This is a genomic window from bacterium (assembly GCA_016716565.1).
GTDB lineage: Bacteria > Bacteroidota > Ignavibacteria > Ignavibacteriales > Ignavibacteriaceae > IGN2.
Map to the genome: position 1 here is coordinate 774,289 of JADJWC010000002.1, position 26,077 is coordinate 800,365.

Consider the following 26,077-nt stretch of genomic DNA (forward strand, 5'->3'; position numbering starts at 1 on the left):
GGTTAATTTGAATAACGCTCAACTATCAGTTCAATAATTTTTGAAGTTGACTGATCGTTTACAAATTCAATATTCATAACTTTTCCGCCGTGTTTTTCAACGATATCCTTGCCTACAATTTTCTCAACTGACCAGTCCGCACCTTTTACAAGAATATCAGGAATAATTTCGGAAATTAATTTTTCGGGAGTGTCTTCTTCAAACAGAACGACATAATCTACTGGTTTGAGATTAGCGAGAACAAATGTTCTTTCTTTCTGTTTGAGAATTGGTCTCTTATCTCCCTTGATTCTTCTGACTGAATCATCGGAGTTTAAACCGACAACTAAAATGTCGCCAAGATTTTTTGCTTTGGAAAGATAATCCACGTGTCCGGCGTGTATCAAATCAAATACTCCGTTTGTGAAGACTACTTTTTTCCCTTCAGTTTTAAGCTTTGATCTGATTTCTTTAATTCTGGAAGTGAAATTGCAGAGCTCATATATTTTCTTTTAAAACAATTTGAAAGAGAGCTTCTTTCTCGATCGGAACGATCCCGACTTCACCGCAGACAATTCCCGCAGCATAGTTGGCAAGGAAACAGGCTTCATAAATATTTGCACCAGCTGCAAGTGCTACGGTTAAAGTTGAAATAACTGTATCTCCGGCACCAGAAACATCAGCTACTTTTCTTGCTTTGGTAGGCATTCGTCTTTCTTTGTCATCATTTTCAAATACAGCAATACCTCCTTCACCAAGAGTAAGCAATACATATTTTGATTTTAGTTTGTGCAGAAGATCTCTTCCCGCCGATGAAATGTCTTTGTCGTCTTTAATTCTGATCCCAAGTACTGTTTCAGTTTCTTTTCTGTTTGGCTTGAAGACAGTTACATTTTTGTATTCGAAGAAATTATCAAACTTCGGATCGACTGTAATGAGAATATTATTTTTATTCGCAAGTGAAATAATTTTAGAGATGAGTGAAGGAGTTAAGATTCCTTTGTTGTAATCCTGGAGAATTATTCCATCAAGTTTACTAAGATCAGTTTCAACATAGGATAAAATTTTAGCTTCGATTTTATTATTTATATAAGCTTTGCTTTCCTTATCTATTCGAACGACATGCTGATTGTTAGCAATAACACGAGTTTTGGTTGTAGTTGGTCGGTCGTTGTCGATTACTATTCCTGCAGGATCTATTTTCTTTTCTTTCAGCAATGAAGAAAAAATATTTCCATAATTATCATTACCAATTACACCCACAGGGACGGGAATTCCACCAAGAGTTAGAATATTCAAAGCAACGTTCGCTGCACCGCCGAAACGGAAAAATTCATCTTCAACTTCAAGCACCGGAACCGGTGCTTCAGGAGAAATTCTTTTAACATCTCCCCAGAAATAACCATCGAGCATCATATCGCCAATGACTGCGATTCTTTTTCCATCGAAGCTTTTCCTGAGTTCATCTAGTCGTTTATTTGAAATATCAACCATTTTTTACCTGATTATTGCAAAAATTAACAATTAAAATAAGTATAAATGAAGAGGTTAGAAAGCCCGTAAATGTTGAATTGTAGGGGCGACTCGATGAGTCGCCCAAGATTGCTGTCAAGGTTTAATTTGTTTTTATTTCAAGAGAATCATTTTCTTTGTTTGAATGAATAAACCAGAACGGAGAGTGTAGAAGTAAATTCCGGATGCTGGATTCTTGATACTGGATTCTGGTGAAAACTCAACTTCGTATTCACCGGCAGATAGTTCTTCGTTTACTAGCGTTGCTATTTCATTTCCAAGAACATCGTAAACCTTTAATGTTGTAAAGACGATCCGCGGGATCCTCTCTACTGATGGGATTGTAAATTTTATTTTTGTACTGGGATTGAATGGATTCGGAAAGTTTTGTTCGAGTTTAAATTCCGTTACTATTGGTATTTCATCTTCTACAGAAACAATCGGGTAACCAAAATTATTTTCATAAAATTCTTGTACGGCATCGGAGATTGCACGTACTGCAGTAATTCCGCCAAGTGGTGTTGTGCTTCTATCAACTTCGTAACCGATTAATACTTCTATTTCCTGATCTTTTATCAGAGCAAAAGGTCCTACTGAACCCATTCCACGAACGTCATGGTTTTGATTACAAATCCATCCTACATCTGTAACGGGATCACCGGAACACCAAAAGTATGGATTAACCAGATTGCACGGAACACTACCTCTTACCTCACCATATTGCCAGGTACACGGATTTACTACTTGACCTATTATGGTCAATCCAAAAGTATAGTTTCGAGCTTCAGTTAAATTTGCAGGTTCTCTCAGGTTAGGATCTCCACCGATATGGTACACTGCCGAATTTATATCCAGATTTTTTGCACCGGGGAAAATTGTAATCCCAATTGGTCCCAGATAGTTTACTGCAGTATCTAATGGTGTATCAATTCCATTTTCAAAAATGTTATTTCCGTTCACATCTATAAAAGTTTCTCCAGAAATATAAGAAAGAGGTCCCGCTAACATATCCATCATAAATGATGGCACCTGGTTCCCATAAACCTGATCAGGTGTGTTATTATAGAAGTAAGTTCCCTGCCGAATTGTATCACAGCCATAAACGTCATCAACAGCATTTCCAACATCTGCATCAGCCCACATACTGAAGTAAACATCTTTTAAAGTGTCGGAGATTAATCCTGTATTCTTAATTCTGTATCTGACAAATACTGCATTACTAATTGCACCTGTTGAAGCTTCAGCAAAAATTGTTTGTCTGACTTCTATACCTTGGGGTTCTGCATACCACCTCCTTTGATCTGCAGGAAGTCCATCGTTGAAAACGCACCAATAAGTTTCATCTAAAATTAAATCGGGTTTGTCTTCATCCGGATCCCACTGGTTATTTCCATTTAGATCAACTGGATTGTAATTTCCGTCACTATTGCCATCATAAAAATCTGCACCGAGATCGACTGCATCGATCCAATCCTGCCAGCTTTGTCCGAATGGAATATCAGATGAGGCGAGTTTGTAGATTGCTGCATTGGGATTATTCGGATCCATTCCAACTGTCCCGGCGAGATAATCTTCTACTAGCGAAGCTGAGGCAACTCCATTTGCCCATAATGAATCATTTGAGTAACCGCTTAGCCAGAATCCCGATGAAAATAGGAATGTACCTTCTGCAAATTGCCCTGTCGAACCAAGTGGTGGAATATTTACATCTGCAATTACACCTTTGTTGCTAAAAGGCAGATAAATATCATTTACCTGTATGTAAGCCGCTGAACCAACGTTCTGGCTGAATGTCCCTGAATAGCTAATCAGGAAAATCAGGAAGAACCAGAAAAGAATTTCTTTTTTGAAAACTGTTGTCTTCATTTCTTCCTCCATTATAACTATTAAAAATTTACTTCATTAAAACCATTTTCTTTGTTTGAACGAATTCCCCAGCACGGAGAGTATAGAAGTAAATTCCGCTTGATAAGGACAAGTCACGACTTGCCCCTACATCGAATGTCACTTCATATTCACCTGCAGAAAGTTCCTCATTCACTAAAGTTGCTACTTCATTTCCTAAAACATCGTAGACTTTTAAAGTTACCGGTTGAGATTGCTTCGCTTCGCTCGCAATGACAAACCCAATATTTGTGCTTGGGTTAAATGGGTTTGGATAATTCTGCTCAAGTTTAAAATTGGAAATCATAGGTATTTCATTATCCACAGATACAATTGGATAACCAAAATTATTTTCATAAAAAACTTGAACAGCATCTGAAACTGCTCTCACTGCTGTTATTCCTCCAAGCGGTGTTGTGCCCCTGTCAATTTCATATCCTATTAGTATTTCTACTTCCTGATCTTTGACTAAAGTGAATGGTCCGGCTGTTCCGGCAGCGCGTAAATCTCCTTTTTGAATACAAATCCAACCGATATCAGTCACGGGATCACCAGAAAACCAGAATATTGGATTAACTAAGTTGCAACCAACTCCGCCCCTAACCTCACCAAAAGCAAAGGTACATGGATCAAGCAATAGACCATTTTCAGTAAGACCGATCATATAATTACGAACTTGTATTTTAGTATCAGGATCACTATAGCCTGGTGTATTTTTAAAAGAAGTAATAGCTGAGCTGAGCGCAATATTTTTTGCACCTGGGTACACTCGTATACCAATTGGTCCAAGATAATTTATCGCGGTATCAATTGGTGTATCTATTCCATTTTCAAAAATGTTATTTCCGTTCACATCTATAAAAGTTTCTCCAGAAATATAAGAAAGAGGTCCCGTTAACATATCCATCATAAATGAAGGAACCTGGTTACCATAAGAAGCATCAGGTTGATTACCATAAAAATAAGCACCTTGTCTTATTGTATCGCATCCTGAAACATCATCTGTTGGGTCTCCAACATCTGCATCAGCCCACATACTGAAGTAAACATCTTTTAAAGTGTCGGAGATTAATCCTGTATTCTTAATTCTGTATCTGACAAATACTGCATTACTAATTGCACCTGTTGAAGCTTCAGCAAAAATTGTTTGTCTGACTTCTATTCCCTGTGGTTCTGCATGCCACCTCCTTTGATCTGCAGGAAGTCCATCGTTGAAAACGCACCAATAAGTTTCATCTAAAATTAAATCGGGTTTGTCTTCATCCGGATCCCACTGGTTATTTCCATTTAGATCAACTGGATTGTAATTTCCGTCACTATTGCCATCATAAAAATCTGCACCGAGATCGACTGCATCGATCCAATCCTGCCAGCTTTGTCCGAAAGGAATATCAGAAGAAGTCAATTTGTAGATTGAAGCTTTTGGATCGTTTGGATCCATACCAACAGTACCAGCAAGATAATCTTCAACTAAATTAGCAGACGCAACTCCATTTGCCCACAGAGAATCATTTAAATATCCACTTAGCCAGAAACCCGATGAAAATAGAAAAATACCTCCGGCAAATTGACCACCTTGCCCATTTGGAGCAATGTTTACATCTGCAATTACACCTTTGTTGCTAAAAGGCAGATAAATATCATTTACCTGTATGTAAGCCGCTGAACCAACGTTCTGGCTGAATGTCCCTGAATAGCTAATCAGGAAAGTCAGGAAGAACCAGAAAAGAATTTCTTTTTTGAAAACCGTTGTCTTCATTTCTTCCTCCAATTTTTTATTAATATTTAATAATTACTTTTATCTTAACAAAATCATTTTTTTACTTGTGATGAAGTCGTTTACTCTTAGTTGATAAATGTAAACCCCGCTTGCTAACCCTGTACTACTAAATGTTACTTCATACCTGTCTGCTCTTTTAAATTCATTTAGTATTGTTTTTACTTTTTGCCCAAGTATGTCAAACACTTCAATTGTCACTACTCCATCTTGTGGAAGCTCATATCTTATTGTCGTCGTTGGATTGAATGGATTGGGGTAGTTCTGGTAAAGCACATAACTGTTTACAGGATTTGTTGCAGGCGGCGGTGTGTAAGTAATCGATGCAAAATTACTTTCGTATTCCTGTATTGCTCTCTGAACATTTTCTCTTGCTACTGTAACAGAATTCAATGGATCGCTTCCTCTGCCAATTACATAAGCAATAATTATTTCCTGTGGTTTATCTTTTTCTAATTGAAATGGACCTGTGCTGACTATATTCCTACAATCACGATTTTGTGAGCTCAACCAACCAATATCAGTAACAGGGTCACCTGAAACCCAAAACCTGGGATTGATTTCACTACAATCAACTCCACCTTTAACTTCAAAATAAAGAAATGTACAGGGATCTGGATAAAAACCTGTCCTTGTCCGACCTTCGAGATAATTTCTTGCTTCATTTGCATCATTAGGATCATTAAGATCGGGATCACCGCCAATCGTCAAAGTGTGCGAAGTAATATTCAAGTTTAAAGCACCTACGATTTCTTCAACACCAATCAAAGTTCCTTGAAAATTATAAGCGGTATCAAATGTATTGCCTGTTTTAATTATAGGTCCTTGTAATAAGGAGGTAAAGAAAGAAGGCGGATTATCGCCATAGACCCAATCCGGTACATCAGAATAGTAAAAACCTGATTGAAGTAACGTATCACAGCCAACTATATCATCGTTTGCATCTCCTACATCTGCGTCTTCCCAAACTCCAAAATAAACTGAATCCATTATCTCAGCTGCTGAACCCGTATTCAGAATTTTGTACTTAATGAAAATAACATTTTCTAATTCTGGATCATTTATTGCAAAAAGTGTTTGCCTTATTTCTATTCCTTGTGGTTCTGATTGCCATCTGCGCTGATATGCTGGTCTGCCGTCGTTAAAGACACACCAGGCAATCACATCGCCAATTAATGGAGGCATATCTTCATTCAAATCCCACGTGCCGTTCCAGTTTTTATCAACAGGATTATAAATACCGTCTCCATCACCATCATAAAATTCAGCGCCAAGTGAAACAGCGTTTTTCCAATCCTGCCATGATGAACCAAATGGAAGATCGTCTTTTCTGACAACATAGATTCCAGAGAGGGGATCTTCCGGATCAGAGCCTACCATTCCCGGTATGTAATCTTCTACCAGTGAAGATGAGGCCACACCATTAGACCACATTGTGCCGTTTGTGTAACCAGAAAGATAAAATCCTCCCGAAAAAAGAAATTCTCCTTCTTCGAATTTACCCAGCGATCCTATCCCCACAAGTGAAATATCACTTTTATAAGTAGACTGATTGTTCTCATAATCTGAAGAAAGCACTCTCACCTCTAGATTATATTCCATACTCACATCCGCAAGTAATCCGGAATGATTCATTGGCAGTTCTATTTTATTCGCACTGAAATTATAACCATTAATATACCTGTGATTAAACAACGGAAAAGTATTAGCAAAAACTGAGTCATTTGCTTCTCCGTCATCGTGCAACCCGTCATCAAAAGCCTGCCCGATATAAACTGAATCATCAATCACAACCGTTACTGACTTTACCGCTTCATCATCAATTACCGTGAGCTTAAGGACAAAGGATTCATTTTCATAATCCCTAAACTCTTCTTGTGCATATGCGTGGTAAACTTTCGGCGGGGTGAATTTCTCTTCGGATTCCTGCAATATTCCGTATGCTATATTGTGATGGAACTCAGTCGGAATAATTTCGGAATATCTTTCAGTAGCAAATGAAATGAAGGATTTATTGTTAAATGTTGAAATGCTGTGTGAGTTGTCTTCGCCAATGTATCTAGTAAACTGGATTTCTTCTGACCAGGTTACTCCCCTATCACTGCTTATTTTATAGTAGATATCTTTATCACCGGAGCTCGTTGCTGCTGTAATATTATCTCTCTGATATACCACAATGATATTCCCGTTTGCTAATTCCAAAACCTTTGGTCTTCCTTCGTGATAAACCTGGTCTGCTATAACAATAGGGTCCGACCAATTCAAGCCATAATCTGAACTGATGCGAGAATAAATTCCACTAAAATTTTGCACGATTCTTTCATAGACCGCTACGAGTGAATTTGGCCCGACAGAAATTATCGATAATTCTCTCGTTCCATAAACGGCTGTCGGGGGGAACCAAAATGCATTAACACTCCAACTGGTTCCATCATCTAAACTCATTTTGTAAAAACTTCTACTATCCCAATGGTTCCAAAAGCAAAGACAAATTTCGCCATTTTCCCATTGCGTAATATTTAAGAACCTCGAACTTTTCTGGAAAACAGGTTGTGATCCACCACCCATAATACTCAATGGCTCAGACCAACTTTCTCCTAAATTATCAGAATAAATTAATTTCATTGATTCATTCATAACGGACCAGGCAAACAATATCCTTCCTGATATAGTTTTCAATGCAGTAAGATAAATTGCATCCTGAATAGTTAATAGATTTATTTCTTGGACAACTTTTGGATCCTGCCAGCTAATGCCCCTATCGGTGCTTTTTGATGAGAAGATTGTATCCATTTCCGGATTAACATAGAAAATGATTATTTCATCTTCTGATATCCATACCGGTGCAGATTCTTTGATTGATTGTGAGATATCCTGAACGGGAAGCCTGGTAACTTCCTTAATTTGAGCGAAGGCAGATGTGCAAACCCCAAGTGCCAGCAAGAATTTGAGAATATTCTTCATAATGCACCCTTAATTTTTACCCTGATTATTTTAAAATTAAATAAATTAATTGCCAGAGTAAACTAAAATATCAGAGAAATTTCGGGATTAATTTATGCCAAAATTTATTGATTCAGATTGAGGCGGGAATTATTTGTTTTTTGGCCAAACTGCGAGACGGTTGTCAATCTTCAGTCTTGCCAGACCTTCGCCTGTTCCAATCCAGAGATATTTTCCGTCGAAATGAAATGATAAAATTGAAGAAGATGTAATGTCCAATTCATTAAGGTCAACAGGTATCACCTGCTTGGTAATTCTGTTGATCAGGTATAAACCCTTTCCATACTCAAGTTTTTTCTGCTTGTCAAATTCATAAACACCGACCCAGATATAATTACCAATCCTGCATAGAGAATATATTCCATTACCTCCGAGACCATCGCGTTTATATATCCTGTCCCAGTTAATTCTCCGGTCGTGAATGTAAACTCCGCCAAGATTAAAATCCGGTTCTTCAGCAGTTATGAATTCATCGGTTCCAAACCAGATGTTTCTTCCTTCGAAAAGAATTTTAGAAACTGAAACTGTTTTGCCTTCTTCTTTAAATGCTTTGGACTTATTTGAAAAATATCTCCATGCAGATGGATCAGTATGTTTCTTTTTTTTGTTGAATATGTGAACACCTGATTCTGTTCCAAACCAGACTAAGCTGTCGCCATCGAGTTCAATCGATTTGATTGTATTTGATTTCTGATCATTCCCCTGGATACGACTGATGTCCTGGTAGTTTCTTGTTTTAAGATCGAATCGAGTAATGTTTCTGAATCTTCCTATCCACAAAACATTTTGTGATGGGTCAAATTTAAGAGAACGAATCCAGTTGCCGAATTCACCGCCCTGGGCAAATTTTCGTTTATCCCAGCGTCCGCCCTTCTTTGTAAATGTGAACAATCCTTCTACCGATGCTGCCCAAACAAAATTCTTGCTCACTTCAATTGCGTAGAAAAGGTCGTCGCTCAGGTTTCCGCTTTTAGTAGAAAAGTTTGTCCATTTTCCATCAGCGATTGAATAACGGTAAATTCCCTGTCCATAAGTTGAAACCCACAGAAAACCTTCCTCTTCTGCTATGTCAGTAATAGCAGCACCTTTCAGAAATATTTCGGATTCTACCTGGGAGAGAATTTCAACGGATAAAAAAATGAATAGTAGAAAAACAGAAATGTATAAAGATGTTTTTTGAAAAATGGAATTTATTGCAAAAACCATATCCAAATTAATAACTTTCGTCCGCTGATGGGAAGCTGCTTTTTTTAACATCCACTATGTATGACTTAACAGCTTTATTAATTTCTTCTGCCAGTTTTGAATAATGTCTTACAAATCTCGGATGAAAATCAACGTTCAGTGCAAGCATATCCGGAGTAACGAGAATTTGTCCGTCACAATATTTTCCAGCACCAATTCCGATTGTTGGAATCGATAACGAGGATGTGATTTTTTTTGCAAGTGATGCCGGAATTTTTTCGAGGACTACTGAGAATGCTCCAGCTTCTTCAAGAACTTTTGCATCACGAAAAATTTCTTCAGCTTCTTTTTTTGTTGTGCCTCGCTCTCTGTAACTGCCAAACTGATGAATACTCTGCGGAGTTAAACCAATGTGACCCATCACAGGAATTCCATTCTCAGTTATCTTTCTTACAGTTTCTGCAACACGTCTTCCACCTTCCAGTTTAACTGCCGCTGCATGAGTTTCCTTCAAAATTCTTCCGGCATTCCTGAAACCATCATCTGCACCGAGCTGATATGACATAAAAGGCATATCAACAACAACCATTGCACGGTTAACTCCTTTTGTCACTGCCTTTGTATGATAAATCATTTCATCCATTGTAACCGGCAGAGTGGTTTCATTACCCTGGAAAACATTGCTGAGCGAATCTCCGACAAGGATTATATCTATTCCTGCTTCATCCAGAATTTTTGCGGTGATAAAATCGTAAGCGGTAAGAGCAGTTATCTTAATTTTTTTCTTCTTTAAAATATCGAGAGCTTTTGTAGTAACTTTTTTTATTTCTTTTTCTGATGACATTAGTTTACCTGTGAAATACTTTCTGTAAATATTTCTTCTTGCAGCTTAACATTAAAGTGATTTTCAAATCCCTTCTTGATCGAACCGGCTAACACCTGATAATCAATCTTCTCGTTGATTATCGCCTCAAGTTCAGTAGTTGTTTGTTCAATTTCTAATTTTAACTCTTCAATTTTTTCACCGGGAAGAGTTAGATAATCAATTATCCTTTTATGAAAATTACCGCAAAGAATAGATCCGTGCTGAAGAATAACATTTCCAATTTTGCGCTGCGCGCTTCCGACAACTTTTTTCCCTTCATAATTTAGTTCGTTCATCGCGGAAACTGCAAAACACAATGTACTTTTTGAATCTTTGTAGAAAGACGGAAAATGAGGCTGTGAATGTTCAAGTTCAATTTTTTCAAAGACAGTGTCGTAATTAATTAATCCTTTTCGCAATGCAAGATTAATTTCACGATAAATTTGTTTTGGTGTTTTGTCTTCAGAGACAGGGTAGACAACTGAGTAAGTCAATTCTTCAGCATGAAGGATTGCTCTGCCGCCTGTTGGTCTTTTTACAGCAGTAAAACCATCATCAGATATTTTTTTTTGATCAATAGAATTGTAATCCTGATTCGCGCCGAGAGAAATACAGTAAGGCTGCCAGCGATAAACTCTTAATACAGGCACACCGGAAAAATTTCTGACAAGCTCAAGATCAAATTCCATATTAAAATCGCCGGTATTTGAACCGGTATTTAAAAAGCGCCAGATCATTTACCAACAATTCCCCTTTTCGTGCCGCTTAAAAAGTTCAATACTTTCCGGACATAATTATTACCACCAAATTTGGACTCTATGATTTCTACTGCCTGGGTAACATTCAAAGATTTATCATATAAATATCTGTAGGCTTCCTTGAGCATCTGAATATCTTCAGATTTAAATCCTCTTCTTCTCAATCCAACAACATTAAGTCCTCCAAATTCGGCCGGATCATTCACAGCAAGAATATACGGCGGAACATCCTGTGTTATTTTAGCCGCACCTGCAATCATGGAATGTTCGCCAACACGTGAAAACTGATGTAATCCAGCCAAACCACCGATAATCACCCAATCTTCAATATGAGAATGTCCTCCAATCTGCACAGAGTTAGCAATGATACAATTGTCACCAATTACGCAATCGTGAGGTACATGACTATAGGCCATCAGCAGACAATTTTTTCCAACCTGTGATTTGCCTGTTTCTTTAGTACCTCTGTGCAGAGTTGCAAATTCTCGCACGACAGTATTATCACCAATAATAAAAAGAGTTGGTTCACCTGAAAATTTTAAATCCTGTGGAAGGTTAGCAACAGACGCTCCCTGAGAAATTTTAACCTTGTTACCGATTCTCGCTCCGTTATATACTACTGCGTGTGGTCCAATGGAACAATCATTTCCAATTTCTACATCACCTTCAATAATGGCGTATGGTCCAACAATTAAATTTTCCCCAAATTTTGCTTCGGGACTAACGATCGCAGTAGGATGAATATTTTTCATTTTTATTTTGAATTATTATTTGTCTTCGGCTTGTCAACAATGCCGGCCATAAAATCTGCTTCGGCAGCAAGAACCTCATCAACATAAGCTTTTCCTTTCATAAGAATCACTTTGCTTTTCTTCTGCACAAGTTCAACTTCCATAAATAATTGATCACCGGGAACAACAGGTTTCCTGAACTTTGCATTATTTATTTGCATAAAGTAGACGAGATGATCCTGCGGATCGGGAATAGAACCAAGCAGCAGCACTCCTCCAGTCTGCGCCATTGCTTCAAGAATCAGAACACCAGGCATTATCGGATTACCAGGAAAATGTCCCGGGAAGAATGGTTCATTTGTAGTTACTGATTTTACACCGATAACTTTTTTATCAACTTCAAGATCGATTATTTTATCAACCAGCAGAAATGGATAACGGTGTGGAAGAATTCTTTCAATTGCATTTGCATCGAAAACTACACCTTCTTTTTTAACTATCTGATATTTTTTTACGATCTTTTTCTGCTGGTATAATTTTCTCACCTGCTTTGCAAATTCAACATTAGCTTTGTGTCCAGGACGAGCAGCCAGTATCTGCGCTTTCAACGGTGCACCAATCAGTGCGAGATCGCCAATAAGGTCAAGTAATTTGTGTCTTACTGGTTCATTCCTGAATCGAAGCTGCTTATTATTTAAAATTCCGTTATCTCCCAGAACAAATTTTTGTGTCACACCAATTTTTTTACCAAGTTCGGAAAGATGCTGTTCGTTTAACTTATGATCAACAATTACTACTGCATTATCTATATCACCGCCTTTTATCAATCCCTGATCTGCTAAGGCTTCAACTTCACTTAAGAAACAAAAAGTTCTTGCAGGTGCAAACTCTGAAGCAAATTCTTTTTCAAAATCAAACAAGCCGGTATGCTGGCTGCCCAATGCCGGATTCTGATAATCTACCATAACTGTGACACGGTAATCATCGAGCGGTAGAGCAACAATATCGATCTGCCTGTCATCTTCGTGATGCATAATTGTTTGATCAATCACAAGATAATCTTTCGGAGCTTCCTGCTGCTCAAAACCTGCGCTCTGCAACGCTTCAACAAAAGGAAGTGAACTGCCGTCACCAACCGGAGGCTCAATTCCTTCAACTTCAATAATTATATTGTCGATTTGAAGACCCATAATCGCTGCTAAAACATGTTCAACTGTATGAACTTTAGCTTCACCAATCCCAATTGTCGTTCCGCGGGAAACATCGACAACATTTTCAGCTATAGCTGGTATTTCAGGTCTGCCGCCAAGGTCCGCTCTGATAAATTTTATTCCGTGATTTTCAGGTGCAGGTTTAAAGGTAAGTTTGCATTCAGTTCCAGTATGAAGTCCAATTCCAGTTATTGAAACAGGCTTAGCTATTGTTCTTTGCTGTTCAAGCATTTAAAATCCGATTTATTTACGATTTGATTGGATTAATTGATGTGAAAATTAGTAAGATGAGCCCTGATTTCCAATAAAAGAAGACAGTTAGTTAATAACCATATCAGGAATTTTTTGGTGGCAGTAGTTCTTTAAGTCTTCTAATTTCTTCTTCTAAATTTTTGATGCGCTCTACATACTCAGGAAAATTTCTATAATGTGCTTCGAGAGTTCTTGCTTTCTTCGCTTCCTTCGCCGGATATCCAAAATATAATCCCGGCTTTGAAATTGTTTTTGGAACGCCTGACTGAGCCATTAAGACTACGTTATCTGTAATTTCGAGATGTCCTGCAATTCCCACCTGACCTGCTACGATAACATTGTTTCCGATTTTTACACTTCCTGAAACACCGCTTTGAGCTGACATTACTGTGTTATTTCCAACGGTAACATTGTGAGCGATCTGAACAAGGTTGTCGATCTTCACACCTTTCTTGATGATAGTACTTCCAAGAGTTGCTCTGTCAATTGTCGTGTTCGCACCAATTTCAACGTCATCTTCAATTATTACATTTCCGATCTGCGGAACTTTTATATAAGCACCAGATTCATCCTTCTGATATCCAAATCCATCGGAACCGATCACAGCACCAGCATGAATAATTACATTTTTTCCAAGCTTGCAATCTTCACGAATGCTGACATTCTGAAAAATTAATGTGTTATCCCCGATTTCAACATTATCCATGATAACTGTGTTATGAAAAATTTTAACTCCGTCGCCAACTTTGCAATTAGCACCGATCACAACATTTTTACCAATAGCTACATTCTTACCAAATGAAGTTGATTCGTGCACAAAACAGCTTTTATCAATACCTTCCAGTTCGAAACTCGGTGAAAAGAATTTTAACAAAACAGCAGCAAATGCTTTTTCGGGTGCATCAACCTCGATGTAAGTGATGTCATTACGTGATTTAGCAAAATCATTTTTTACAATTATTGCAGATGCTTTAGTTGCGGGGAAGAATTTTTCAAATGCTGGGAGATATAAGAATGTCAGATCCCCTTCTCCAGCTTCATCAATTCTTGCGAGGGAATTAATTGTAATATTTGAACCGCCGGTAACTTTTCCATTGACCAGCTTTGCTATTTCGGAAACTTTAATGCTGATATTCTTACTCAAGTTTTAATCTTTCAATTACCTTTGGTGTCAGATCATATTCGGGTTTGGCAAAGAGGAAAAGGATATCACCGCTTCTGTCGAATACAAAGTCAAGAGCCTCTTCGTTTGCTATCTGCTGAATGATAGTGAAAACTTTATTTTGTATTGGTTTCATCACTTCGTTTTGTTTTTGGAAGAGTTCTCCGTTAGCACCAAATTTTTTATCGCGGTAATCCGAAATCTCCTTTTGAAGCTTGGTAATTTCTGCCATTGCCTCGGCACTCGTCTGCTCGGTCATAATCAACTTTCTTTTTTCATAATCATCCTGTTTTGCTTTCAGCTCGCCTTCCATTTTTCTAAGCTCAGACTGCCACTCCTGAACTAACGCATCGAGCTGCTGTCTTGCATCCTGAACATCAGGATAGTTATCCATGATTGTATCAGAATCCACATAGCCGATTTTCAATTGTGCAAAGCTTATAAAAGAATACAGCGGTAAGTATAAAAACAAAGAGAAGAGAATGAATTTCATAATGACTCCGGGGAGTTAAAATTTTTAATTACAGGTTCTTCCACAAAAAGAAAGAACCTGCTGATTAAAATAAATGAAATTATTTGCCCCTTTTCAGGTTATCCAGAACTTTAAATGTTATATCGAAAGCAGCATCAGCATAAAGCAAAACAATATCTCCACTTTTATCGAAGACAAATTGCATTCCTTCGCCCTTTGCCACCTGTTCGATACCCGTATAAATTTTTCTTTTAACAGGTTCAAAGATTTCTTCCTGCTTCAGATAAATTTCTCCATTCGGCTGTCCGAATTTTTTATTCCTGAAACCGAGAATATTCTGTTCCATTGCGATGAGTTCCTGCTGTTTTGATAGTTTCTGCTCATCGGTCATCGTTGTTGCCTGTTTCTGATAGTCAGTAAGCAATTGCTGGTAACCAAGTGTCATTGAATCAAGTTGATCTGACCATAGTTTTGTTAAAGCATCAAGATCACTTTGAGCTTTAATCGCTTCCGGAAGCTGCGTGAGTATTACTTGCGAATCTACGTAACCAATTTTTTGACTGGTCTGCGCAAAAACCGCAGTGCTGAACAACACGATTAAAATTAAAAGAGAATTTCTCACAGTTTTTTTCCTTATGTTATTTTAAATTGAGTTAAACTAAAATCCTTTACCAAATTGAAAATGGAAGAGCCATTCAGGATCTCTGCCATCAACAATTTTACGGTCAAAACCATAACCAAAGTCAAAGCCTATTAAACCGATGGGATTGATTAAAATTCTTGCCCCTACTCCTGCTGATCTTCTTACATCAAAAATATCTGTTTTGTCAAAACTTTCAAAAACATTTCCTGCTTCTGCAAATGTAAGAAGGTAAAGAGGAATCGGTTCTAAAGTAACAGCAAAACGTAGTTCAGCACCAATTTTATCAAAAACACGCCCGCCAATGACTTGTCCGAAAACGTTTCTCGGACCAACACTTCTATCAGGATAACCTCGTAGTGGAACTGTTGAAATCACCAAACCATTACCACCCATATAGAAAAATTCAAATGGCTGTATCGGCGTTCCTTTTACGATTTCATCTATATAACCAAAATCTGCAACTGTATAGAAAACCAACCTATTAGTATTGAATAATCTCTTGTACCATTCAGCTTTGAAAGTGTTCTTCAGATAATCTACATCTCCGGGCAAGAATGGTCCACCTGATACTTCCATATCGAGCGTATATGTAGAACCCTGTGATGGAAATATTGGATTATCAATATTTCTTCTACTTAATGTTGCACCAAGTGTGTACTGGTGAGTAACACCTTCCTGGTAGAAGTTTTGCCCTTCAATTACATTGTTATATTGATATCGTAATCTTCCCTGAATATAAAAGAAATCATCCGGCCATTTTAATCTTCTCCCAACTCGCAAAGTTGCACCTGTCTGCCGTAAATCATAAACATACTGCTGACGAGTATCGAAGACATCAACGCCGACGGAAGTTGGAGTATCAAACATCCACGGCTCAGTAAAACCGACTGTAAAAGTTCTGTAAATATTCCCAAAACCAAACTGCCAGTTGAAATTTAGGATTTGTCCACCGCCAAGTGAGAAGGGCTCTGTTATAGAAAAGTTTGTAAGCGTAACACCAATTGATCCGCTGAATCCAAATGCACCGCTGTATCCGACCGAAGCATTCAGGTAATCACTTGATTTTTCTTCAACGTTGAAGATGACTGCAACTGTGCTGTCACTTTCGAGCCGTGTATCTATTCCTCCCGGACCATACAATTTTTCCGCGCTAAAGTACTGTAAATTGGCAAGCTGCTGAACACTTCTGAATAAAAAGCCGCGGTTAAAATAATCACCAGGAATTGTGTACAACTCTCTGCGAATAACTTTATCTTTTGTTTTAGTATTGCCTTCAATTTCAACACGGGATATCCTGAACTGATTCCGTTCCTCAACACGAATATGAATATCGACTGAATCAGTGCTAACTCTTTTTTCTTCTGCCTGAGCATTAAAAGTTAGATAACCGTTGTCAAGATATAATGCGGAAATATCTGTCTGTGCTTCATTGCCTCTAAGATTTTGCTGAAACTTTTCATAGTCATAAACATCACCCTTGGCGAAATCCAATCTTTCATTTAGTACATAATCAGGATAGACAGTGTTTCCCTCCCACGTAATATTTCTGATTTTATATTGAGGACCTTCAAAAACATTAATTAAGATTTTCAAATCCTGATTATCATTATAGTAAATGAGTGAATCGTTCAAAATTTCAGCATCACGGTAACCATTCTTTTTATAATAATCTATTACCAGTTGCTTATCCTTTTCGTAATCTTTAGGTTTAAACTGAGCACTTGACCAAAATTTCCACCATTTAGCCGTTGAAGTCTCATCCATTTCTCCGGCCAGATCATCGCTATCAAAAACTGTGTTTCCATTAAATTCAATTTCCCTGACGATCACTTCGCTACCTTCATTGATTGTAAGCTTTAACAAAACACGGTCTTTAATTCTTTCAATCAGATTTGAATATATCAGATCGCTGCTCTCATAGGTAAACTCGTATTCATCAGAAAAATCTTTCTTGTTTCTCCAATACACTGTTATGTCATCATCAACTGTATCAGCAGATACAAACTCGAACATTTCATCTTCGATTTCAGCATTTAAGAATCCTTCTTCAGCATAAAGATCTTTGATTCTCAATTTCAATTTCGCTATGGATTGCGGAGATATTACCGTTCCCCGCAGAAAGGTTACCTTGCCCTCAATATCCTCTGTATCTATCTCATCATTTCCTTCAATTACTACACGCTCAAGTCTCGGATATTCTTCGACTTTAATGAGAAGAAAAACTCCCTCTGCAATTTCTCTCTCAATTAAAATCTGGATGTCGGAAAATATGTTAAGTGTCCAGAGTTGTCTTATAGCACTTAGCGTTTGATCACCCGGAACCTGAATTTCACTGCCAACTTTCAATCCACTGTTTGCAATTATCGTTGCAGCATCTGCTGATTTGTTGCCTTCAACAGATATCCCTAAAACTTTATAGCTTTTTTGATTACTCTGTGAGAATGAGGAAACTGAAAAGAGAAAAATCGAAACTATTATAAATATCTTGCTAAACTTCAACCGTCGAATCCTCATTAAGTGTTTCGTCCGAAGAATTACTGATCTGCTCGCTTACTTTACCAAATCGGCGTTCTCGCTTCTGATATTGTCTGATTGCATCGTATAAATGTTCTCTTGAAAAATCCGGCCAATAAACATCGAGAATAACGAATTCTGAATAAGCAATTTGCCAGAGTAAAAAATTACTTACTCTAAATTCACCGCTTGTTCTGATTATAAGATCTGGATCGGGCATGCTTTTGGTAGTCAAATTATCAGAGATAGTTCTTTCAGTTATATTTTCGGGAGAAATTTTCCCCTCTGCAATTTTTGTTGAAATAGTTTTTACAGCTTCTAAAAGTTCCCATCGTCCGCTGTAGCTAAGTGCAAGATTTAACGTCATCCTCTTATTATTCTTAGTTCTTTCAATATCCTTAAAAAGCTGCTTCTGTACGACGTCCGGAAGCGATTCGATGTTTCCTATGCAAGTCAGTTTAATATTATTTTTGTTAAGTTCGTCGAGCCTGTCCTTTAGACTTTTCAATAAAAGTCGCATAAGTGTGGAAACTTCATCCTTAGGTCTGTTCCAATTCTCTGTTGAAAAAGTATACAGAGTAAGATATTTTACTCCTATTTCAGCACAAACTTCAACTATCTCTCTTACAGTTTCAACACCCCTCCGGTGACCGGCAACCCTTGGTAAACCACGTTTTTTTGCCCACCTGCCGTTTCCGTCCATAATTATTGCAATGTGGGTTGGTATTTCGCCGCTTCTCTTCAGTTCCTCCTGAAGAGCTTTATCAGATTGTGTCTTTTTACTTGCCAATCTTAATTTTTTTTATTGATGAAGCCTGTAAAATTATAGTCGATGGTCTAATAAATCAAGGAAAATGAAGCCTGATTAAATAATATAATCAGATGAACAGAATATTATGTGGATTGAAGACTGGAATAAAGGTAAAAATAATAGCGGCGATATTAATTCAGGAGAAGATAACCTGATCCTTTAACTGACTGCTTCTGCCTCTTTCAATTGTCCGCTCAACTATACGAGTGAGTTTAACATTTTTTCTAACATTATCATCAACATTTGATAGTATTTCTTTTGCCTGCTTATAATAATCATCAGGTACTCCAACGAGTAATAGTATTGGTTTATCAGATGCCTTACTTTTTCTGGAGGCCAGGTAATTGATTTTTTCTATTAAATCGGGATTAAAAATATCTTCTTTGGTAAGTGTAATCCCTATAGCGTACTTTTCTCTTTGTCTTCCTATAACATCAACTGAAAATCTACCGATATTTGATGGTTCCGGAAGATAAGTACCAAGTCTACGGCTTATTGTAAAATAACCAAGTCTCCAAAACTCATTCACTAACAAATCGATTGCTTTTCTTTCTGAACTATCCATAAAAAATCTCTCCTCAGGAGGCAAATGTATTTATTGGTATAACCGGTGAAAATCTAAATGAGTTTACAACCCGAATATTGGCAATTCTGTTGTACTCAAATTTCCGGACTTCATTTGTATTCTTAACTCTGCCATAAATTATTTTTCTTCCGAATTTATTTTTAGCGATGTAGTATGGTTCAATATCGAACTGTTCCAAGCCATACAGAAATTGCAAATAATTTCTTTTTCTAATTGCCTGAATAAAAATATCTGTTTTCATTTTTCCACTCCTTTTAATTTAACCATCTGACAACACCTTTAACCTTTCCAATTAATCTGAAGTCATCACTGTTTTTAACATCAATTGGATTGTAGGAGTTGTTTTCTGGAATGAGTCTTATCTTATTATTTACATATTCAAATTTTTTGACAGTTGCTTCATCGTTTAACATAGCAACAATAATATCGCCATTCTTTGCCTGCTCTTTAGGAGAAACGATTACCAAATCCTTGTCATTTATCCCTGCATTTATCATACTATCACCTTTTACTCTCAGTGCAAATGCTTCTTCAACTTTTTTCAGAAATGATGGATCAACGACCAGTGAGCCTTCCAAATTCTCTACTGAATTAATCGGAAGACCTGCAGCAACTCTACCAAGGATTGGAATCTTTATGAATACATTTTCATCCACAGCAATTTTATTAATGGGTTCGTCATCATTTTTCTTAATAAATGAAATTCCTCTGCTTGCATTGCTCTCAATATTGATAAAGCCTTTTTTTACTAAAGCTTCCAAGTGCCTTTTGACTCCGAATGTTGAAGAAATCTGAAAATGTTTCCCTATTTCCCGGAGGGTTGGCGGGTAGCCCGTTTCATTTGTGAACTGCCGGATAAAATTCAGGATTTCTTCCTGTCTGTCTGTTAATTTGTTTTTCATATAGTGCTCAATTGTTCACTTCAAATATAGTGCACATATGACCACTTGTCAAGTACTTCTTTAAGAATTTTTATGAGGAGAATATTTTTAGGAATTGGGCAGAAGAATGATTTCGTTCTGCCCTTAATTGGATTTTAGGTAAGAACTACCTCTTTTTGTTCGACGAGCGTTAGCCAGCTGTGTACGTCTTTTTTCTTTCCGTAATGTATAGACGTAAGTTCATTGAAAAGTTTCAGGTCCAGTTCACCTGGTTTTCCATCGTTGAAAACCATTTGTTTGCCTTTGTAAGTCAGCCAGCCAACTGAAGAAATAATTGCTGCGGTGCCGGTTCCAAACAAGCCGAGAAGTTTTCCGTCATCGTATGCTTCTACTACTTCATCAATTGAAACTTCTCTTTCGACTATGTTCATTTTCCATTCTTTCAGAATTTCAATCACTGATCGCCTTGTAACTCCTGGTAAAATGGTTCCATTTAATCTTGGTGTTACAATTTCATCTTTAAAGTTGATGAAGATGTTCATTGTCCCCACCTCTTCAATATATTTCTGATGAATACCATCAAGCCACAAAACCTGAGTGAATCCCTTTTTAATAGCTTCCTGACCAGCAAGAAGACTAGCCGCATAATTTGCTGGTGTTTTGCATTCACCTAAGCCTTTTCTGACAGCTCTTACATATTCATCTGTCACAAGAATTTTAACTGGTTTGAAACCCTCCGGATAGTAGGCACCAACAGGTGACAGCAGTAAAATAAATTTATATTCTTTTGCCGGTTTAACGCCAAGGAATGGGTCTGCACCATAAATAAATGGTCTGATATAAAGTGAATCGCCATGTTTTGCAGGGATCCAATCTCTTTCAATATTAATTAATTCCTTTAGAGCTTCAATTGCAAAGTTGGCATCAATCTCGGGTATACAGATTCTTCTCGACGAGTTATTTAATCTTTCGAAATGTTTATCCGGTCTGAATATTACTATATCGCCCGATTCTTGTCTGAAAGCTTTCAGCCCTTCAAATACTGCCTGTCCGTAATGAATAAACATTGCAGCAGGATGGATTGGTAATTCATCAACCGGTTTTATTCTCGGATTATGCCATCCATCTTTTTCATTATAGTCCATTTCGAACATATGGTCGGTAAAAATTTTTCCAAATCCAAGAGATTCAGGCAGGTTAACTTTTGATTTTCTTTCTTTTATATTGAATTGAATTGGTTCCATTGTTTACTCCAGAATTTTCTTAAATGACAATTAATGGTACTCAATTTTGCGGAGAATTTAAACTCCTTAATTGACAAAGCGCACAGAAGCCAATTTTAATATTCACTTCTATCAGAACAATAAGGTCCACAAGAAGTAATCGAGAATTAAAATCAGTGCTGCCGATAGTACAAATGAACGAATGGTTGAAAGTCCAACACCTTCCGCACCACCGGAAGTCTTGAATCCGATATGACATCCCAACAGTGAAGTTACACCACCAAACACTACTGTTTTAATTAATCCACCTGTAAGATCGGAAAACTCAAAAAACTGTCTCACCGAACCAAAAAAAACACTGTAAGGAACCTGCAAGAAATAATCAGAGACAACATAAGCACCAGCAACAGCGATTGTGTTTGCAAATATTACAAGAACAGGCATCATTAAAATCGCAGCTAAAAATCTCGGCATTGCCAAATATCTGATGGGGTCAATTGCCATAATTTCGAGTGCATCAATTTGTTCGGTAACTTTCATAGTGCCAAGCTCGGCAGCAATGGAAGCACCAACTCTTCCTGCGATAACAATTCCTGTTAGTACCGGACCAAGCTCAGTAATAATAGCTCTGCTGGTAGTCCCGCCAAGCAGTGAGAGCGGAGCGATTCCTTTTAATTGATAAGCTGCCTGCCATGCAGCAACCGCACCCGTGAATGTAGCAATGATTATAACAAGCGGTAATGAATCAACACCAATGTGCTGCATCTGGAACAATACTTCTTTTCTTGTTCGATGAAGACTTTTGAAGCTTCTCACAATTCCAAACAGCATCAAAAAAACCTGTCCTGTCTCTTCAAGAAAAGCTAAAGATCGTTTACCTATTGTCTGGAAAAATTTATTAAACACAACACACAAAATTATTATTACTTCACATTAAAATTTAAAGAAAATTACCTAAATCATGCGTCTGACAATTTTGGATTAATGGCCTAATTTATTTCTTATTTTGCTACGTTCAACTTGTAAAACATATCATTCTGAGACGACAAACATTGAGCATAACAACAAAGTATTTTCTTGTTGTGAAAAATATTTTTAACGCGATGTAACTAAAATCTTGTTTTTTGCGTGGCCTGAATGATTGTTCTGCTAAAATCCAAATAAGTGAGCAATTGGTTTTTAATTAAAAAAATGATGTAAAAATTTTTCCTGATTAGCACTATAATTGCTGTAAAAGCACGTTAATTCTGCTTTTCAAACTATCTTGTGTGGGCAATTTTTCTTGCAACAGAGTACTGAAATACTCATTGACCAGATTCCATTGGGAATTCTAACATTTTCTTTTCATGGTAGAGTCGAGTTCATTAATCAAAATTTTCACAAACTTGGTTTACTCTATCAGTTCAATACCTCTCTTCTGAATATAAATATTTTCAAGTACAACATTTTCCCACCAGTCAATATAATTGAAGAGCTCAAAGCAGTAGTTAAAGGCAGACCATTTGAAAAAGAAATAAAGCATATCAAGACAAGTGACGGTAGATTAATTTCGCTTATTGTAAAAGGCTCACCTATTTACGAGGAAGAAAATATCACGTCTGGCATGCTTATAATTGAAGACCTTCAGTTTCTGTCTGAAAACGGAGATACTTCTCAGCAAAAGCTGACGACAGATTTCATTAATAAAGGAGAGATATTCCTCATCGTTACAGATTCAAGCGGTGATATAAAATATTCTGCAGGTAAAGAAATCCAGGGTTCAAATCTTTTAAGGAGAGAAATCACAGGCAGAAATTTAAATGATATTTTCACTACAACACCGCAGCAAAAAGTAATTGATTCATTCAATAATGCTGTTCAATTCGGCAAGGCTCAGTTTCTTCAACTTGAATTCGATATCGAAAATAAAATTAAAAAGTATGATTGCACAATTGAACCGGTAATTGGTGAAAATGGATTTGTACAAATCCTTTATTTAATTTTTAAAGAGAGCCCTCTTCCACCGGAAGAAATCGACGCAATGGTTGAAAGGCTACGTAAGCTCGATTACTATCAGGAAATTTCCCGAAAAACTGATAGTGGAATTTTTCTTATTAAAGGCGATGGAACTATCTTTGACTGGGATAAGCAATTCGAACAAATATGTGGAATGAAAAGGTCAGAAGCTATACTTACCATCAATGATTTATTCCCAGCTATCAATAAAAATGAATTGCTGAATTTAATTCAACAGTTGAATGACTTTAATACTTGTGAGATCTCTACTTTTCTCTTGAAAAAAAACCTTGAAAGATTTCCTGTTAAGTTGGATTTTTATCGAGGTCATGATGTTGATGCCGAAGCAATTGTACTTTGCAAAAAAATCAAACTTGACACAGCAATTTTTCAACAGACCTGGAAAAATCGGGAAGAACCACAACCGCACCTGGAAATTTCCCAGCCTATGTGCAGAATCGGAATTGAAGGCTCAATTATCCTGGCAAACTCTGCATTATCAACCTTAACCGGTTATCAGAAGAATGAATTGCTATTCAATAATTTTTTCAGCTTTATTACCGAAGATGACGTTACCAGATTAAACAAAGAAATATCAACATTATTCTCTGGTGAGAAAAAATTATTACCAATCACATTAAAGGATAAGAATTCAAATCAAAAAGATTTATTAATAATTCTTGAAGCAGCTGAAGTAATTGATGGCAAACTTTACACGGTAAATTGTTTCTTTGAAAAGCCGCAATTCACCCCTATAGCTGATTCAGAGAATATTTATAAATCGCTGTTCAGTGCCTCAAAAGACGGAATGGCTGTTGAACTTGATGAAGTCATAACAATGGTTAATGATTCTTTTGCAAAAATATTTGGTTATGAAACTGCAAAGCAACTTGAAAACAGAAATATTTTAGAACTGGTTAATGAAGAAAGTATTCCGGCAATACTTGATTATCTCAAATCAAAAAGGGAATCTCAGCAAGGAAAAGAAAGAATTGAATTCCTTGCCAGAAAAAAAGATGGCTCATCTTTCCACGCAGAATTTTATGCTTTCAAACTTGAAAAAAAGAATCAGCCGTACCTGATATTTGTCGCTAAAGATATAAGCGAACGAAAACGGATGCAGGAAGCAGCAAAAGATTCTGAGCAGAAATACAGAAACATTGCTGAAAACATTGAAGATCTGCTTTATACTTTTGAGCGTATTGACGATAAAATGATGCCCACATATTTTTCTAATGCAATCGAAAAAATTACTGGTTATACTCAGACAGAATTCTTGACTGATCACAGATTGTTTTTAAAAATTGTTCACCCGGATGATTTCTCTGATATGAAGAAACGGCTAGCATTCCTTTGGAAAAGCGAGAAGCAATCAGCCGGAGAATTTGAACTTAGGATAATTAACAAATCAGGAAATATTGTCTGGGTAAGAAATAAAATTAATTTTATCCGCGATGCTGAAGGAAATATTCATAAAATTTACGGGCTTGTCAGCGATATAACTTTCAACAAAAAAGCTGAAGAGGAACTAAAACAATCGGCAGCTAATCTTAAGAAGCTGAATGATGCAAAAGACAGATTCTTATCCATTATTTCGCACGATTTAAGAGCTCCGTTCAGTTCGATACTTGGCTTCACTGATCTTCTTCTTGAAGATGAAACACTTACTGATGTTGAAAGACAGCAGTACATTTCTTATATACAGGACTCATCCAAATCAATGCTTGCACTTGTTAATTCAATGTTAGATTGGACAAGACTGCAGACCGGCAGAATAAAATTTGAGCCTGAAAAATTAAATGCAAGAGAAATAATTGAAAGTTCAATAAGTACTGTATCCGGAACTGCACTTAAAAAGGGTGTTGAGATTGAAAATCTTGTTGACCCCGGCCTTCACATTTTTGGTGATAAGAATCTTATTCTTCAGGTCTTTAATAATCTCCTTTCCAACGCTGTCAAGTTTACTAAACTTGGCGATAGGATTATGATCTCTGTTAATGTATCGTCAACATCACGATTTATAACTTTTTCAGTTAAAGATACTGGCGTAGGAATAAAAGCAAATAACCTCGAAAAACTTTTCAGCATTGAAACAAAATTTACATCAGAGGGTACTGCCGGTGAAAAAGGAAGCGGGCTTGGACTTTCTCTTGTAAAAGATATCATTGAAAAGCATGGCGGTTCGATTGATGTTAAGAGTGAATTTGGCAAAGGGACTGAATTTATTTTCACAATTCCTGTTGCATCAACAAAAATTCTTCTTGTTGATCCGAATACACGAGAAAGAATGTTCTATTCAAAAGTTCTTATTAATATTACCTCTGACTATGCAATTAACGTAGTTTCAAATGGTAAAGAAGCGCTTGAACGGATTATTCAATCGCCTCCGGCTTTAGTAATTACAGAGCACAAAATGCCGATAATGGGTGGACTAGCACTTGTTCGTGAACTGATCAAAAATAATCTGAGGGAAACCATTCCGATAATTATTCTTTCAGGAGAAATTGACCGTGCTGAAATCCAGGAGTATACTGAGCTTGGTGTGGAATATATTTTCAATAAACCTGTTAACCTGATAAGCCTTAAAACAGCGATCGAAAAATCTTTGAGAAAAAGAAATAAATAGTTTCTTT

At 37.0% G+C, this 26,077-nt stretch carries 21 protein-coding genes; 1 reads left to right on the top strand and 20 read right to left on the bottom strand.

The window, feature by feature from the left end:
• Window positions 1-2: 2 nt before the first annotated feature.
• From rfaE2 to IPM14_10405, 20 genes are all read right to left on the bottom strand, one after another.
• Window positions 3-455 carry a D-glycero-beta-D-manno-heptose 1-phosphate adenylyltransferase gene (rfaE2, locus tag IPM14_10310; GenBank protein MBK9098485.1) on the bottom strand — a complete coding sequence of 151 codons (453 nt, stop codon included), beginning with the start codon at window positions 453-455 and terminating at the stop codon, window positions 3-5.
• 22 nt (window positions 456-477) lie between these two features.
• Window positions 478-1,473: a D-glycero-beta-D-manno-heptose-7-phosphate kinase gene (rfaE1, locus tag IPM14_10315; GenBank protein MBK9098486.1), complete on the bottom strand. Its 996-nt coding sequence runs from the start codon at window positions 1,471-1,473 to the stop codon at window positions 478-480.
• A 132-nt stretch (window positions 1,474-1,605) separates the two neighbouring features.
• On the bottom strand, window positions 1,606-2,094 hold the full coding sequence (locus IPM14_10320) for a T9SS type A sorting domain-containing protein (GenBank protein MBK9098487.1): 489 nt from the start codon (window positions 2,092-2,094) through the stop codon (window positions 1,606-1,608).
• Window positions 2,095-3,385: 1,291 nt separating this feature from the next.
• The gene (locus IPM14_10325; GenBank protein MBK9098488.1) at window positions 3,386-4,039 is read right to left on the bottom strand and encodes a T9SS type A sorting domain-containing protein; all 654 of its coding nucleotides are present in this window, start codon (window positions 4,037-4,039) and stop codon (window positions 3,386-3,388) included.
• Between the two features lie 1,134 nt (window positions 4,040-5,173).
• Complete coding sequence (locus IPM14_10330; GenBank protein MBK9098489.1) at window positions 5,174-8,116, bottom strand: T9SS type A sorting domain-containing protein; 2,943 nt, start codon at window positions 8,114-8,116, stop codon at window positions 5,174-5,176.
• A 129-nt stretch (window positions 8,117-8,245) separates the two neighbouring features.
• Window positions 8,246-9,412 carry a hypothetical protein gene (locus IPM14_10335; protein ID MBK9098490.1) on the bottom strand — a complete coding sequence of 389 codons (1,167 nt, stop codon included), beginning with the start codon at window positions 9,410-9,412 and terminating at the stop codon, window positions 8,246-8,248.
• Window positions 9,369-10,184, bottom strand: coding sequence for a 3-methyl-2-oxobutanoate hydroxymethyltransferase (gene panB, locus IPM14_10340; protein ID MBK9098491.1), 816 nt, complete (start codon window positions 10,182-10,184; stop codon window positions 9,369-9,371). Before panB ends, IPM14_10335 begins: the two co-directional genes overlap by 44 nt.
• Window positions 10,184-10,942 carry a hypothetical protein gene (locus IPM14_10345; GenBank protein MBK9098492.1) on the bottom strand — a complete coding sequence of 253 codons (759 nt, stop codon included), beginning with the start codon at window positions 10,940-10,942 and terminating at the stop codon, window positions 10,184-10,186. The genes panB and IPM14_10345 overlap by 1 nt, the downstream gene beginning before the upstream one ends.
• The gene (gene lpxA, locus IPM14_10350; protein ID MBK9098493.1) at window positions 10,939-11,715 is read right to left on the bottom strand and encodes an acyl-ACP--UDP-N-acetylglucosamine O-acyltransferase; all 777 of its coding nucleotides are present in this window, start codon (window positions 11,713-11,715) and stop codon (window positions 10,939-10,941) included. Before lpxA ends, IPM14_10345 begins: the two co-directional genes overlap by 4 nt.
• Before the next feature lie 2 nt (window positions 11,716-11,717).
• Entirely contained in the window at window positions 11,718-13,136 is a 1,419-nt protein-coding gene (locus tag IPM14_10355; protein ID MBK9098494.1) for a bifunctional UDP-3-O-[3-hydroxymyristoyl] N-acetylglucosamine deacetylase/3-hydroxyacyl-ACP dehydratase, read from the bottom strand.
• Window positions 13,137-13,239: 103 nt separating this feature from the next.
• Window positions 13,240-14,289: a UDP-3-O-(3-hydroxymyristoyl)glucosamine N-acyltransferase gene (gene lpxD / locus IPM14_10360; GenBank protein MBK9098495.1), complete on the bottom strand. Its 1,050-nt coding sequence runs from the start codon at window positions 14,287-14,289 to the stop codon at window positions 13,240-13,242.
• A gap of 4 nt (window positions 14,290-14,293) precedes the next feature.
• A complete protein-coding gene (locus IPM14_10365) occupies window positions 14,294-14,815 on the bottom strand; it encodes an OmpH family outer membrane protein (protein ID MBK9098496.1) in 522 nt (173 codons plus the stop codon).
• Between the two features lie 76 nt (window positions 14,816-14,891).
• Window positions 14,892-15,413, bottom strand: coding sequence for an OmpH family outer membrane protein (locus tag IPM14_10370; GenBank protein ID MBK9098497.1), 522 nt, complete (start codon window positions 15,411-15,413; stop codon window positions 14,892-14,894).
• Window positions 15,414-15,449: 36 nt separating this feature from the next.
• Window positions 15,450-17,948, bottom strand: a complete 2,499-nt coding sequence (gene bamA, locus IPM14_10375) for an outer membrane protein assembly factor BamA (protein ID MBK9098498.1) — start codon at window positions 17,946-17,948, stop codon at window positions 15,450-15,452.
• Complete coding sequence (locus tag IPM14_10380) at window positions 17,923-18,738, bottom strand: isoprenyl transferase (protein ID MBK9098499.1); 816 nt, start codon at window positions 18,736-18,738, stop codon at window positions 17,923-17,925. The genes bamA and IPM14_10380 overlap by 26 nt, the downstream gene beginning before the upstream one ends.
• Before the next feature lie 157 nt (window positions 18,739-18,895).
• Window positions 18,896-19,324, bottom strand: a complete 429-nt coding sequence (locus IPM14_10385; GenBank protein MBK9098500.1) for a hypothetical protein — start codon at window positions 19,322-19,324, stop codon at window positions 18,896-18,898.
• Between the two features lie 13 nt (window positions 19,325-19,337).
• Window positions 19,338-19,586: a hypothetical protein gene (locus IPM14_10390; GenBank protein ID MBK9098501.1), complete on the bottom strand. Its 249-nt coding sequence runs from the start codon at window positions 19,584-19,586 to the stop codon at window positions 19,338-19,340.
• 13 nt (window positions 19,587-19,599) lie between these two features.
• Entirely contained in the window at window positions 19,600-20,247 is a 648-nt protein-coding gene (lexA, locus tag IPM14_10395; GenBank protein ID MBK9098502.1) for a transcriptional repressor LexA, read from the bottom strand.
• A gap of 134 nt (window positions 20,248-20,381) precedes the next feature.
• Window positions 20,382-21,470: a branched-chain amino acid aminotransferase gene (locus IPM14_10400; protein MBK9098503.1), complete on the bottom strand. Its 1,089-nt coding sequence runs from the start codon at window positions 21,468-21,470 to the stop codon at window positions 20,382-20,384.
• A gap of 111 nt (window positions 21,471-21,581) precedes the next feature.
• Window positions 21,582-22,355 carry an ABC transporter permease gene (locus IPM14_10405; GenBank protein ID MBK9098504.1) on the bottom strand — a complete coding sequence of 258 codons (774 nt, stop codon included), beginning with the start codon at window positions 22,353-22,355 and terminating at the stop codon, window positions 21,582-21,584.
• Window positions 22,356-22,731: 376 nt separating this feature from the next.
• On the opposite strand from IPM14_10405, the gene IPM14_10410 reads away from it, so the two are divergent.
• The gene (locus tag IPM14_10410; GenBank protein MBK9098505.1) at window positions 22,732-26,070 is read left to right on the top strand and encodes a PAS domain S-box protein; all 3,339 of its coding nucleotides are present in this window, start codon (window positions 22,732-22,734) and stop codon (window positions 26,068-26,070) included.
• Window positions 26,071-26,077: the final 7 nt, after the last annotated feature.

Excerpts from the sequence above, each read along its gene's own strand:
- rfaE1 (MBK9098486.1), bottom strand. The coding sequence starts at position 1,473 with ATGGTTGATATTTCAAATAAACGACTAGATGAACTCAGGAAAAGCTTC.
- IPM14_10400 (MBK9098503.1), bottom strand. The coding sequence starts at position 21,470 with ATGGAACCAATTCAATTCAATATAAAAGAAAGAAAATCAAAAGTTAAC.
- IPM14_10385 (MBK9098500.1), bottom strand. The coding sequence starts at position 19,324 with ATGGATAGTTCAGAAAGAAAAGCAATCGATTTGTTAGTGAATGAGTTT.
- lexA (MBK9098502.1), bottom strand. The coding sequence starts at position 20,247 with ATGAAAAACAAATTAACAGACAGACAGGAAGAAATCCTGAATTTTATC.
- IPM14_10330 (MBK9098489.1), bottom strand. The coding sequence starts at position 8,116 with ATGAAGAATATTCTCAAATTCTTGCTGGCACTTGGGGTTTGCACATCT.
- IPM14_10355 (MBK9098494.1), bottom strand. The coding sequence starts at position 13,136 with ATGCTTGAACAGCAAAGAACAATAGCTAAGCCTGTTTCAATAACTGGA.
- IPM14_10335 (MBK9098490.1), bottom strand. The coding sequence starts at position 9,412 with ATGTTAAAAAAAGCAGCTTCCCATCAGCGGACGAAAGTTATTAATTTG.
- panB (MBK9098491.1), bottom strand. The coding sequence starts at position 10,184 with ATGTCATCAGAAAAAGAAATAAAAAAAGTTACTACAAAAGCTCTCGAT.
- IPM14_10325 (MBK9098488.1), bottom strand. The coding sequence starts at position 4,039 with ATGATCGGTCTTACTGAAAATGGTCTATTGCTTGATCCATGTACCTTT.
- IPM14_10345 (MBK9098492.1), bottom strand. The coding sequence starts at position 10,942 with ATGATCTGGCGCTTTTTAAATACCGGTTCAAATACCGGCGATTTTAAT.
- IPM14_10320 (MBK9098487.1), bottom strand. The coding sequence starts at position 2,094 with ATGGGTTCAGTAGGACCTTTTGCTCTGATAAAAGATCAGGAAATAGAA.
- lpxA (MBK9098493.1), bottom strand. The coding sequence starts at position 11,715 with ATGAAAAATATTCATCCTACTGCGATCGTTAGTCCCGAAGCAAAATTT.
- bamA (MBK9098498.1), bottom strand. The coding sequence starts at position 17,948 with ATGAGGATTCGACGGTTGAAGTTTAGCAAGATATTTATAATAGTTTCG.
- IPM14_10390 (MBK9098501.1), bottom strand. The coding sequence starts at position 19,586 with ATGAAAACAGATATTTTTATTCAGGCAATTAGAAAAAGAAATTATTTG.